The sequence below is a fragment of the Ignatzschineria sp. F8392 genome (assembly GCF_002252045.1).
Lineage (GTDB): Bacteria > Pseudomonadota > Gammaproteobacteria > Cardiobacteriales > Wohlfahrtiimonadaceae > Ignatzschineria.
Map to the genome: position 1 here is coordinate 777,141 of NZ_NEFF01000001.1, position 11,865 is coordinate 789,005.

At 41.8% G+C, this 11,865-nt stretch carries 11 protein-coding genes; 8 read left to right on the forward strand and 3 right to left on the reverse strand.

The window, feature by feature from the left end:
* The first annotated feature begins 134 nt into the window (after nucleotides 1–134).
* The 6 genes from trpCF (at nucleotide 135) to B9T19_RS03310 (ending at nucleotide 7,453) form a co-directional block, all read left to right on the forward strand.
* Nucleotides 135–1,556, forward strand: a complete 1,422-nt coding sequence (gene trpCF / locus B9T19_RS03285; RefSeq protein WP_094567142.1) for a bifunctional indole-3-glycerol-phosphate synthase TrpC/phosphoribosylanthranilate isomerase TrpF — start codon at nucleotides 135–137, stop codon at nucleotides 1,554–1,556.
* A 244-nt stretch (nucleotides 1,557–1,800) separates the two neighbouring features.
* The gene (gene trpB, locus B9T19_RS03290; RefSeq protein WP_094567143.1) at nucleotides 1,801–2,985 is read left to right on the forward strand and encodes a tryptophan synthase subunit beta; all 1,185 of its coding nucleotides are present in this window, start codon (nucleotides 1,801–1,803) and stop codon (nucleotides 2,983–2,985) included.
* A gap of 1 nt (nucleotide 2,986) precedes the next feature.
* Nucleotides 2,987–3,823: a tryptophan synthase subunit alpha gene (gene trpA, locus B9T19_RS03295; RefSeq protein WP_094567144.1), complete on the forward strand. Its 837-nt coding sequence runs from the start codon at nucleotides 2,987–2,989 to the stop codon at nucleotides 3,821–3,823.
* Nucleotides 3,824–3,977: 154 nt separating this feature from the next.
* Entirely contained in the window at nucleotides 3,978–4,247 is a 270-nt protein-coding gene (locus B9T19_RS03300) for a hypothetical protein (protein WP_094567145.1), read from the forward strand.
* 339 nt (nucleotides 4,248–4,586) lie between these two features.
* Nucleotides 4,587–5,132, forward strand: coding sequence for an isochorismatase family protein (locus tag B9T19_RS03305; protein ID WP_094567146.1), 546 nt, complete (start codon nucleotides 4,587–4,589; stop codon nucleotides 5,130–5,132).
* A 485-nt stretch (nucleotides 5,133–5,617) separates the two neighbouring features.
* A complete protein-coding gene (locus B9T19_RS03310; protein WP_094567147.1) occupies nucleotides 5,618–7,453 on the forward strand; it encodes an SLC13 family permease in 1,836 nt (611 codons plus the stop codon).
* A gap of 52 nt (nucleotides 7,454–7,505) precedes the next feature.
* Here B9T19_RS03310 and B9T19_RS03315 read toward each other — a convergent pair whose 3' ends face one another.
* Both B9T19_RS03315 and msrA read right to left on the reverse strand, forming a co-directional pair.
* Nucleotides 7,506–8,111, reverse strand: a complete 606-nt coding sequence (locus tag B9T19_RS03315; RefSeq protein WP_143436848.1) for a hypothetical protein — start codon at nucleotides 8,109–8,111, stop codon at nucleotides 7,506–7,508.
* A gap of 422 nt (nucleotides 8,112–8,533) precedes the next feature.
* A complete protein-coding gene (msrA, locus tag B9T19_RS03320; protein ID WP_094567149.1) occupies nucleotides 8,534–9,046 on the reverse strand; it encodes a peptide-methionine (S)-S-oxide reductase MsrA in 513 nt (170 codons plus the stop codon).
* 212 nt (nucleotides 9,047–9,258) lie between these two features.
* Here msrA and B9T19_RS10560 point away from each other — a divergent pair, with 212 nt between their 5' ends.
* Both B9T19_RS10560 and B9T19_RS03325 read left to right on the forward strand, forming a co-directional pair.
* The gene (locus B9T19_RS10560) at nucleotides 9,259–9,402 is read left to right on the forward strand and encodes a hypothetical protein (protein ID WP_157953459.1); all 144 of its coding nucleotides are present in this window, start codon (nucleotides 9,259–9,261) and stop codon (nucleotides 9,400–9,402) included.
* 319 nt (nucleotides 9,403–9,721) lie between these two features.
* Complete coding sequence (locus tag B9T19_RS03325) at nucleotides 9,722–10,606, forward strand: LysR substrate-binding domain-containing protein (protein ID WP_094567150.1); 885 nt, start codon at nucleotides 9,722–9,724, stop codon at nucleotides 10,604–10,606.
* Nucleotides 10,607–10,721: 115 nt separating this feature from the next.
* Here B9T19_RS03325 and dinB read toward each other — a convergent pair whose 3' ends face one another.
* On the reverse strand, nucleotides 10,722–11,816 hold the full coding sequence (gene dinB / locus B9T19_RS03330) for a DNA polymerase IV (RefSeq protein WP_094567151.1): 1,095 nt from the start codon (nucleotides 11,814–11,816) through the stop codon (nucleotides 10,722–10,724).
* Nucleotides 11,817–11,865 lie beyond the last annotated feature (49 nt).

The following is an 11,865-nucleotide window of genomic DNA, read 5'->3' on the forward strand; positions in this document are numbered from 1 at the left end:
AACAAGATTAAACAATAATAAACAACATTAAACTGAAAAAGTTGATCTAACAAATTGATCTAACAAATTGATTTAAAAACTGACTTAAGATGATCGCTTGAAAGAGTGAATTGAGAATAATAGAGAGGAACAAGATGAGTGATACGGTATTAGGGAAGATTGTAAAAACAAGACGTGAGGCGATTGCGCAATTATCACAAGAGATGCCATTAGCGCAATTTGAGGCAGATTTAACCCCTAGTGATCGAGATTTTTATCAAGCGATAGAAGCCCGCAGAGCAGAAGATCTTCCCGCCTATATTTTGGAGTGTAAGCGCTCTTCTCCCTCAAAAGGATTGATCTGTGAAACGTTTGATCTCCCTGCGATTGTTCAATCTTATAATGCTTATGCAACAGCGATCTCCGTCTTAACAGAGCCTCAATACTTTGGGGGTGATTTTGCGAACTTAGCGCTAGCAAAGGCCGCATCTGATCTACCGATTCTCTGTAAGGATTTTATCGTTGATGCCTATCAGATCTATTTAGCACGCCATTATGGAGCAGATGCTGTTCTCTTAATGCTCTCGGTGCTTCGAGATGATGAGTATCGTTATCTTGCCAATATTGCGCATACTTTAGGAATGGGCGTTTTAACAGAGGTCAATGATGAGGAGGAGGTCCGCCGAGCGCTAAAATTACGAGCTAGAGTGATTGGTATCAATAATCGTGATCTGCGTGATCTTTCGATCGATCTTGGTAAAAGTGAGCGATTACGTGCATTGATGCCGGCAGAGCAGATTGTGATTAGTGAGTCAGGTATTCGTCACTATCACGATATTCGCAAGCTTTCCCAATTGGTAGATGGTTTCTTAATTGGAAGTCATCTTATGGGAAGTAGTGATCTTGATCGTGCATTGCATCAGCTATTAGTGGGGGGAGATAAAGTTTGTGGCTTAACCTCTATTGAGGATGCGCAAGCGGCTTATGATGCCGGGGCTCAATATGGTGGATTGATCTTTATTCTTACAAGTCCTCGTGGGGTGACTTATCGTCAAGCAAAGGAGATTACTCGTGCAGTCCCTTTAGAGTATATCGGTGTTTTTCAGAATGATGATATTGAGGCAATTCTCTTTATTGCAGAAGAGGTTGGACTTTCAGCAATTCAGCTCCACGGTAATGAACCTCAACACTATATTGATGAGCTGCGTGCAAAATTGCCGAGTCATATCAAGATTATTAAAGCAATCAATATTCAAAAGGAGGAAAAACAGCTACCTTTTCTTGCTTATCAAGGGGTAGATCACTATCTCTTAGATGGTAAAAAAGGAGGAAGTGGAGAACCTTTCGATTGGACTATTCTGGAAGGAGCTGATCTCTCTAATCTCTTCTTAGCCGGCGGTCTCGATCATCATAATATTGTCGATGCGCTCTCTTTTCATCCATTAGGGGTCGATCTTAACTCGGGTGTTGAAGCGCAGCCGGGAAAGAAAGATGTTAAAAAGTTGCAGGAGATCTTCCAACTCATCGCCCAACATAAGCAGCCAATTAAAGTTGTACGTCAATCGCGGATAGAGTGATGAGTGTGAGGATCTATAGGTGAGTGGCCCATTAAATGTGGGGTGGATCAGAGTAGATAGATCAGATAGGTCGGGCAGGTCAGATAAATGGGTCAGAACAGAATTGATAGATCTAAAGAGATAGATGCAGAGATATCAATCTCGAGATAGATCTAGACAGATACAGATATAGAAAACATATAGAAAACATATAGAAAACATATAGACAATAGATAGAAAACATAGAATAAATTAGGAGCGTAGCATGAGAAAGTTAGATCCCTATTTTGGGGAGTTTGGTGGGCAATATGTACCGGAATTACTGATTCCCGCCCTCGATCAATTGGAAGCGGAGTTTATCAAAGCGCAGGATGATCCGGAATTTCAGCGGGAATTTATGGATCTTCTTAAAAATTATGCCGGTCGACCAACCGCATTAACGCTTTGTCGTAACTTAACGGCAGGTACAAAAAGCAAACTCTATCTCAAAAGAGAGGATCTACTCCACGGTGGAGCGCATAAGACAAATCAGGTCTTAGGGCAGGCGCTATTGGCAAAACGGATGGGAAAGAGTGAAATTATCGCTGAGACAGGTGCCGGGCAACATGGTGTTGCAACTGCATTAGCCTGTGCGCTCTTAAATATGAAGTGCCGAATCTATATGGGCGCTAAAGATATCGAGCGACAATCGCCAAATGTGTTTCGAATGGAGTTGATGGGAGCAGAGATTATTCCTGTTTCAAGTGGTTCGGGCACACTAAAAGATGCTTGTAATGAGGCATTGAGAGATTGGTCTGCTAGTTATAAAACAACTCACTATCTTTTGGGAACAGCCGCGGGCCCCCATCCTTTTCCAACTATCGTCAGAGAGTTTCAGAAGATGATTGGCGAAGAGACTAAAGCGGAGATTTTAGCAAGAGAAGGGCGTCTACCTGATGCTGTTTTAGCTTGTATCGGTGGTGGTTCTAATGCGATCGGCATGTTTACCGAGTTTATTCCCGATGCTTCAGTACGTCTAATCGGTGTTGAACCTGCCGGAAAAGGGATTGAGAGTGGTCAGCATGGCGCCTCATTAAAGCATGGAACGCCGGGAATCTACTTTGGAATGAAGTCTCATCTTATGCAGAGTGAAGAGGGGCAGATCAAAGGCTCATATTCGATCTCTGCAGGACTCGATTTTCCTTCTGTCGGGCCTCAGCATGTTCACCTTCATGCTATTGGTCGGGCAGAATATCACTCAGTAACGGATGAAGAGGCGCTCGATGCATTTCAACAATTAGCAAAACGAGAGGGGATTATTCCCGCCTTAGAATCTTCCCATGCACTCGCCTATGCCTTAAAGATGATCGCTGCAGAGCCGGAGAAGGAGCAGTTATTAGTGGTGAATCTTTCAGGCCGCGGGGATAAGGATATCTTTACAGTTCATAAAATTTTAGAAGGGAGAGCATAAAATGGCGCGATATCAGCAACTATTTACCCAATTGAGTGCAAAAAAAGAGGGGGCTTTTATCCCATTTGTTGTATTAGGGGACCCCAATAGAGCGCTCTCGGCGAAAATATTATCTACATTGGTGGCATCAGGGGCAGATGCATTAGAGGTGAGTATTCCTTTTTCCGATCCCCTAGCCGATGGGCCTGAGATCCAAGGTGCCGTTTTACGAGCATTAGAGAATGGAGCAACGATTGAGAGCGCTTTCTCTCTTCTCTCTGAGGTGCGGGAAGCATCCCCTCAATTGCCGATCGGTTTATTGATGTATACCAATCTTATCTATGCATATGGTGTTGAAGCCTTCTATCGTCGCTGCAAGGAGATTGGGATCGATTCTGTTCTTGTGGCCGATCTGCCGCTAAGAGAGTCAGCCCCCTTTAATGTTATTGCAAAAGCGCAAGGTATAGCGCCAATCTTTATCTGTCCGCCCGATGCTACTGATGAGGCGATTGCCGGCATCTCCGAAGAGGGAAGAGGCTATACCTACCTTGTTTCTCGTGCGGGTGTTACCGGCATTGATCAAGCTTCAACATCGGTAGATAGCGATGATCTTCAACATAATATTGCTCGCTTAAAAGCTGCGAAAGCAGCACCTATTGTGCAAGGATTTGGGATCTCTACGCCAGCGCAGGCGCGTTACTATTTAGAGCAAGGCGTCGCCGGAGTGATTAGTGGTTCAGCAGTTACCCAAATTATTCGTGAAAATCTCGATAATGAGACACTGATGTTGGAGAAACTTGCCGATTTTATTCGACAAATGAAGCAAGCAACAAAAGAGATTTCTTCAGGCGACTCTTAGAGAGACCACTCCTTGGATCGAGGTAGGACTAAATAGATGGCAGAGATAGGGGAGATGGAATAGAAGCTGACAGATATTCTTCTTTTAGCGTATAATTGATCCCTTAAAATTAAGCCGGTATTTATTAGCAAAAGTGAATAGAAAGGTTAAAAAAATGCATAAGTGGATCTATTTTGTCATTGCAGCGCTTGTCGCGGTCTTTATCTATATGGTCAGTATGCCTTTTATTATGCTCTATCAGGATCACCAAGAGCCGATCGAAGAGGTTAATTACTATATTGCGGAAGAGGGACTTGAGGCGCATTACCATAAAGAGGTGGAGATGGCGAAAGGTCGAAAAGCTAGAAGAGCAGAGGCTCAGCAGGAAAAATCTGCAGAAGCAGAGATGCAAAACGCTATCGAGAGCGGAGTAACTTCTGATTAAGGATTAAGTGGAGAAGCGCATTGAGCTCATGATTAGAGATCAATATTAAGCCTGCAGCAAAATTGTTATACGGACTGTTATACGAATTGTTATAAAGACTATTATAAATATTATTGTAAAGATCACTATTTAATTGTAGTGATCTTTTTTTTGTTGATTTCGATATTGCTCTGCAGACAGATCAGACGCTCGATCTTATCAATCGATAAGCGTTTAGTCATTGTTCTAGAGCCATTTTCTATGAAATATTTTTAATAGACATTTAGAGAGAAGTGGTTATTCTAAAAGTAGTTATTATTGAGAAGGGATAGAAGTAGAGATCCCCAAAGGAGAGTGTTTATGTTAATGCGAGATCAGACCATTTTAGTGCTTGTCGATGTGCAAGAGAAATTATTGCCGGTGATGTATCAAGAGGAGAAGCTTCTTAAGAACTTAGAAATTTTAGTTGAAGGGGCAATTACACTCGATATTCCTATTATCTGGTTAGAACAGTACCCAAAAGGTCTAGGACCGACAGTTCCCACTTTAAAGAATCTTTTAGTCGACGCGGCATTATCCCCTTTAGAGAAGATGACCTTTAGTGGTGTTCCTCATCCACAATTTCAGGCAATGTTAGATCAATATCCAGAGGCCCACTTTGTTGTTGCCGGCATTGAGACGCATGTCTGTGTCTATCAGACAGTAAGAGATCTTTTAATGCTTGATCGTGAGGTTGAGGTTGTTTCTGATGCGGTCTCTTCCCGAGTTGAGCCTAATATTGAGTTGGGCTTGAATAAGATGATTCAATTAGGCGCTAACTTAACAAGTGTGGAGATGGTGCTCTTTGAACTTCTAGAGAGTGCAGAGGATGCTCAATTTAAGGCAATTAGCCGTTTGATTCGTTAATTGGCATCAATTGATATCAATTGTCGTTAACGCTCTCTATTTCATAAATAGAAGATTGAGTACTATCATTGATTGTACTTATCGAATCAGCGATCAGATCGATCGTTGGGGATATCGACGAGTAATATTATTGGAGATGGACGTCATAACGCGTCCATTTTTATTGTAAGATCTACTGATGCTCGGTACGACGCTTATGCGATCTTTATGGGGTCTTCATTGGATCTTCATGGGATCTCTATGTGACCTTCAGGCAACCTTCAGATGAGTTTTATCTGATCGCTATTGAAGAGTGGTCAAATAATAGGATAATTGATATTGAGTTATTTTTTATTACCCCTATTATGCTCTCATCGATTTTGGGAGATGCTGTTGATCTCTATGATCCATTACTGTTATAGGGCATTGTTGGGCATTGCTATTTTTTATCTCAATTTGCGCTTTCGATTTTACGATCCTCATTTGTTAGGAATTATAGATGTAATATGAACCAAGAACTTCTCATTGTCCTCGCACTTCTCTTTATCGCTATTGTCGCTTTTATGGCTAATAAGCCGAGAATGGATGTTGTTGCGGTCTGTGCGCTATTAGCACTTCCTCTAACGGGAAGTGTCACCTTAGATCAAGCATTAGCAGGTTTTAGTGATAGTAGCGTCATTATTGTTGCCGTCTTCTTTATTATTGGTGATGGCTTGGTTCGAACCGGCGTTGCTTTTAGAGTTGGTGATTGGCTGATGAAGCAGTCAAAAAATAGCGAAACGCGATTGATTGTTCTATTGATGCTCTCTGTTGCGCTTTTGGGATCAGTGATGAGCTCGACCGGAATTGTGGCCATTTTTATTCCGATAGTCTTAAGTGTTGCGGCTAAGATGAAGGCAGATACCCGCAGATTGATGATGCCCCTCAGTTTTGCCGGCTTAATTAGTGGCATGTTAACCTTAGTTGCAACTGCTCCGAATCTAGTTGTCTCTGCGCAGCTTGAGCTTGCCGGGAATAAGGCATTTGAGTTTTTCTCCTTTACACCGATTGGCCTTATTATCCTCTTTGTGGGTATCTTCTATATGCTCTTTGCGCGACGATTTTTAGGGAAGAAGCAGGAGGAGACCTCACAAAATAGAGGTAAGAATCGGATCAATTTTGATGATTTAGCGAGTGAATATAAGCTAAAAGGGCGTAATTATCGGGCGCAGGTAGGGAAAGGCTCTCCGATGATTGGTAAACGCTTAACAGAGTTAAACCTGCGAGAAGCTCATGGCGCTAATATTATTGCGGTTGAGCGACGCCTTAATCGTCTTCGGAATGTGGTGCTCGATGGGGTACCTGACCGGGTTATTCAAGAAAATGATGTTCTTCTCTTTGACTTTTTCTATCCTGAAAAGGTCGATCTATTTTTACAACGTTTCAATCTTGTCTCGCTTCCCTTAATGAGTAGCTACTTTAATGAACATTCTCGTGAAATTGGAATGGTTGAGGTTGCGATTCATCCGGACTCGAAATTGATCGATAAAACGGTATTGGAGAATGCGTTTAGATCGAAGTTCGGGCTTAATGTGATGGGGATTAAGCGCCAAGGAGAGGTGTTAGAAAATGAACTTCTCAATGAGAAGTTAAAACGGGGGGATATTCTTTTAGTATTTGGTATGTGGCGTGCCATTCGTCAACTACAGACGATGAAGAATGACTTTGTTGTTCTGACAATTCCGGCAGAGGTTGATGAGGTCGCACCGGCAATGGATCGGGCTCCTTATGCCATTATTGCTCTTTTAGTCACAATTGGATTGATGATCTCGGGGATTTTCCCGAATGTTTTAATTGCTATTTTTGGGGCATTATTGATGGGGGCATTTGGTTGTATCACAATGGATAGTGCCTATAAGTCGATTCATTGGCAGAGTATTATCTTAATTGTAGGGATGTTTCCTTTTGCCGTCGCGCTACAAAATACGGGAGGCGTTGATCTTGCGGTTAAATATCTTTTAGAGGCAAGTGGAGATGCAAGCCCTAGAGTGATTTTAGCGATGCTCTTCGGCTTTACCGCAATTATTGGGCTCTTTATCTCTAATACGGCAACAGCGGTTCTCTTAGCGCCGATTGCGATTCAGACCGCTGCAGTGTTAGAAGTTTCTCCCTATCCCTTTGCGATGGCAGTAGCCATTGCCGCTTCTGCAGCATTTATGACGCCGGTCTCATCTCCGGTCAATACTCTAGTGGTTGCCCCTGGGAAATATAGTTTTGCTGACTTTATTAAAATTGGCGTTCCCTTCGTCATTATTGTGATGTTAATTGCCGTAACCTTTATTCCGATACTCTTCCCGCTTTAGAGCGGGAGAATATCTCGGGGGTTATTTTAGGACTTTATCTCAGGATCTTATTTTATGAGCGCTTTTTAAGCTCTTTGATTGCAAGGTCAGTGATAAGATGAAGTTCATCGTAGTAACGGCGCATCATCTTCTCATCCTCGATCAGTTTCAGCTGTAACTCATCCTCTTTTGAGCTCTTTTGAGCAGGCGCTCTTAATGAAATTGTATGTTCGATCTGTAAGCAGTAATCTTCAATAGTAAAGAGTGTCTCTCTTAAGATATTGAAAGTAGCATGGGAAGGATCATCAAGAATCATCTGATAGAGATTAAAGTCGATAAGATGTTGTAATGCCCGGCTGATGATCTCACTTTTTTGTGATTCTTCACTATCGTTTTCCAGATCATATTCGACATCGACAATTTTTAAGAAGGGTTTAGCTTCGCCATACTCCTTACGATAGAGATAGAGGCGATAATTGAGTAATGCCTCAACTCCTAAGTTCTGCAATTTTTTGCAGAGATCATCGATCTCTTTAGCAGGTAAAAAAGCCGCTATCTTATCGTTATTGAGTTTAATTTTTCCGGCCTCTTTAAAGAGCGCTACTTCAGAGAAGGCACTACTTTTGCCAATCTCTTGATATAAGTGAAAAACCGTTTGGTCATCTACCTTAAGTTCCATAAACCCTCTCACCATTTTTTATTATTGACTCTTCTCTCTTATGGAGATCTTACTTTCGATTACGACTATTTTTCAGCGATACTTTACACTGATATTTAGATTGTAATCGCCCTTTGGTAAGGATTGTGATCTCACGATAAACCCACAACAAGTTGCTTGATTTTACCGTAAATAGGGAGGGGGAGAGGCTCTAAGTGAGCATTATCTGATTAAGGTCAGATAATGCTTTCTCTTCAAAATAGGGTAAGTTTTGAAGTCAAGATGACAGCCCTTTTTATAATAGTTAAACTTTTATTTTATATATTTAACATATAAATCATGCAAGTTATCTATAGGAGTCGCATGAGTTATATGAGCCGTCTGAGTTATATGGATTATCTGATTATAAATTTAAAAAATTGTCTAAATTCCATCAGGATTGATTATTTCAATTCATTAGGCTTAATGAGCGCAAAATTGATGTGGCAATAACCTCGAGGATTCTTTTCTAAATAATCTTGATGCATCGTTTCAGCCGGCCAAAAAGATTTTAGAGGTTCTACCTCGACGGCGATTGGTGCGCTATAAGCTTGCTGCTCTTTGGCAATAAAAGCCTTAATAGTGGGAAGATCAGTGCGATCACTATAGTAGATGCCGGTGCGATATTGCGTTCCAACATCGCCCCCTTGTTGATTAAGGGAGAGTGGGTCGATCATGCGAAAGAGATGCTCTAAGATCTTCTCTAACGAAATGATATCGGCATCATACTCTATTTTAACGACCTCAGCGTGATCGGTCTCCATTGTGCAAACTTCTTCATAGCTTGGATTTTCAGTGATCCCTTGAGCATAACCTACTTCGGTGGAGATTACCCCTTTAAGACGTTTATAATACTCTTCAACGCCCCAAAAACAGCCGCCGGCAACTACAATTTCTCTAATATCTCTATTATCCATTATTTCCTCGCTTAAATTGTCTCTTCCTATTTCTCAATCTGTTCTCGAAGGCTTTTCGATAACTTTAGATTGCACTTTTAAAGCCTTTTGAAATATTTCTACAGATGGGGCAGTTTAACATATTTCTATGCGTCTACATTTAGAGCTGTGAAGTGCAGCATAATTTTATACAATAGACTCTCTTTCTGAAATAGGATCAAGGAGTCTAAAAAATGAGTGAAGAATTAGATGATTTAACATTTGATCTTGATAATCTCTACGAAGGAGTTACGGCAAACTCCGATAATCCCATCGATACAACGGCACCGGAAGTGGTAGAAGATACAGGTTGTACCGGCGGAGGCTGTACACTTTAAGTATCAATAGTCGTTTAAGAGTCGATCTCAGCTTTAAGAGATTGATTTAAATGATTGATCTTACAAATCCTTTTATGGATCATTTGAGATTATCGAACGATAGAAAACGTATTGTTCTAGTAGATCTTCAAGAGTAGAAGAGACGATCTATCGAGTAGATAGGTCGTTTTTTTGACTCTTTTGATTCGGTGGCTTTGATGACGTTGATGGCTGTGATGGTAGTGATGAAAGATTCTGTTGAGGATCTTTCCTGATCCATCGTGATCCATCTTGATCGATTTGAGAGATGATGAATTTGAATAGATAAAGGAGGTCGTTGATGCAGTTGACATTAGAGGCGATTAGAATGATTGATACAATCGCTAAGGTGAACTCTTATGAGCAAGCTTCTGAGATATTACAATCGCCAACTACAACGCTGATCGAAGAGATTGGCGAGATTGAGAAGAAGTTGGGACTCGTTTTCTTTGAAAAAAGAGAGGATCAGATGATTCTAACGCCTACAGGACAGCTTCTTTTAGAGGAGGGGCGTATTCTTTTAGGTGCTGTGACAGACCTTGAAGCGCGTCTGCAAAAGATGGCGGGCGGTGTCGAGTTAGAACTCAATATTGTCTTTGATGAGCTCTTTCCACTCGAAGAGATTATGCCACTCTTTACACGCTTTAAAAATTCACTTGTCGCAACAGAACTCAATATTAGCCGAGAGGTGATGATGGGCGCGTGGGAAGCTCTTTTAAAGTTTCGAGCAGATATTATTGTGGCATTAGGCGAAGGACCATCAGGAGGGGGTTATAGTACCTATCCGATCGGTGTGGTCCCCTTTATCTTTACTGTTGCACCGACCCATCCTTTAGCGGCAAAAGAGGGTGCCTTAACAAAGCACGATCTTTTAAAATATCCGGCAATTATGTTATCTGATAGTGCTCGTTCACTCCCTAGACGTCAACGGACGCCTCATGAGTGGGAGAAGGTTATTACAGTGAATACACTACAAGATAAGATTGCCCTACAAATTGCCGGCGTGGGACATGGCTTCCTTCCGAAAAAACAGGCGCAAGCCTATCTTGATGCCGGAACATTGGTGACAAAAGAGGTGGTTGAGGGTTATCGCGAAGAGACGCTCTATTTAGCGTGGCGTACGCATGATGAAGGGCTTGCGTTAAATTGGTGGAAAGAGGCGTTAGCAGAGAAGTGGCTCAGTTAAGTGGGATTTGATTATTATGACGCTGATCACTGTTACTGATTAGATATTCAGGAGATCTGATATGCAGCAGGTCTGATATTAAACAGATCTGATATTAAATATTTAAGGATAGACTCTAGAATAAGAGTGGTAGAGATCGTTGATTAAGCTCACAATTGAGCGTCTCTTTATCAAGATCGATATTGGTAATAGAGAGTCCCATCAAGCGAATGCCTTTATTGGGGTTGAGTTCTATTCTTTCTAAAAGATAGAGCGCAACAGACCAGAGTGCGGTTAAATCCTCCCCTAGAGGGAAATGAGTTGTGATACTGCGTGATGTTTGGGTAAAGTCTTTATAGCGCAATTTAAGTGTGCAATTACGCCCAACAAATTGGCTCTTTAGAGCACGGCGAATGAGCTCTTGAGCAATGATCTCAAGCTCTTCAATCACAGACTCCTTAAGAAGGAGATCATTGAAGAAGGTCTCCTCAACGCCGAGAGATTTTTGAGGTTGATCAGGATCTACCGTGCGATCATCGAGGCCTTGCGCATAGTAGAAGTAGCTCTTTCCCGTTTTTCCAAATTTGTCGATCAGGTAAGATTTTTCTAATTTTTGTAGATCCGCCCCTGTCTTGATGCCCATCTGGTGCATCTTTTGAGCAGTGACTCGGCCGACACCAAAAAACTTTTCAATCGGTAGCTCTGCTAAGAAGAGGATAGCATCTTCCGGTTTAATCTCAAAGAGACCATTAGGCTTTTTGATATCAGAGGCGATTTTGGCAAGAAATTTATTGTAAGAGATACCCGCAGAGGCAGTGAGTCCTAACGTCTTCTCAATCTCTTCTTTTATCTTTAGGGCGATCTCTCTACTAGAGGTGAGATTTTGAAGATTTTCCGTTACATCAAGATAAGCTTCATCGAGCGCAAGCGGCTCAACTAAAGTTGTGTAACGATAGAAGATCTGCCGAATCTGCTGAGAGATCTCTCGATAGCGGGTAAATCTCGGAGCTGCGAAGATCAGATGAGGGCAGAGCTCTAAGGCTCGTTTGGTTGGCATTGCCGAATGAACACCAAATGCTCTCGCCTCATAGCTTGCTGCAGCAATGACCCCCCGACCCTCAGAAAAACCGACAACGAGAGGCTTTTCTCGATATTCCGGGTGATCATGCTGCTCAATAGAGGCATAAAAGGCATCCATATCGATATGGATAATTTTGCGAAGTTCTGCCATAGGAAGAAATAACTATCGGAAGAAATAAAATTACTAGATAAGTCATCAA

What these genes read in the sequence shown, in the direction of transcription:
- trpCF (WP_094567142.1), top strand. Translation starts at nt 135, where the DNA reads ATGAGTGATACGGTATTAGGGAAGATTGTAAAAACAAGACGTGAGGCG.
- B9T19_RS03300 (WP_094567145.1), top strand. Translation starts at nt 3,978, where the DNA reads ATGCATAAGTGGATCTATTTTGTCATTGCAGCGCTTGTCGCGGTCTTT.
- trpA (WP_094567144.1), top strand. Translation starts at nt 2,987, where the DNA reads ATGGCGCGATATCAGCAACTATTTACCCAATTGAGTGCAAAAAAAGAG.
- B9T19_RS03305 (WP_094567146.1), top strand. Translation starts at nt 4,587, where the DNA reads ATGTTAATGCGAGATCAGACCATTTTAGTGCTTGTCGATGTGCAAGAG.
- B9T19_RS03325 (WP_094567150.1), top strand. Translation starts at nt 9,722, where the DNA reads ATGCAGTTGACATTAGAGGCGATTAGAATGATTGATACAATCGCTAAG.
- B9T19_RS10560 (WP_157953459.1), top strand. Translation starts at nt 9,259, where the DNA reads ATGAGTGAAGAATTAGATGATTTAACATTTGATCTTGATAATCTCTAC.
- trpB (WP_094567143.1), top strand. Translation starts at nt 1,801, where the DNA reads ATGAGAAAGTTAGATCCCTATTTTGGGGAGTTTGGTGGGCAATATGTA.
- B9T19_RS03315 (WP_143436848.1), bottom strand. Translation starts at nt 8,111, where the DNA reads ATGGAACTTAAGGTAGATGACCAAACGGTTTTTCACTTATATCAAGAG.
- msrA (WP_094567149.1), bottom strand. Translation starts at nt 9,046, where the DNA reads ATGGATAATAGAGATATTAGAGAAATTGTAGTTGCCGGCGGCTGTTTT.
- dinB (WP_094567151.1), bottom strand. Translation starts at nt 11,816, where the DNA reads ATGGCAGAACTTCGCAAAATTATCCATATCGATATGGATGCCTTTTAT.
- B9T19_RS03310 (WP_094567147.1), top strand. Translation starts at nt 5,618, where the DNA reads ATGAACCAAGAACTTCTCATTGTCCTCGCACTTCTCTTTATCGCTATT.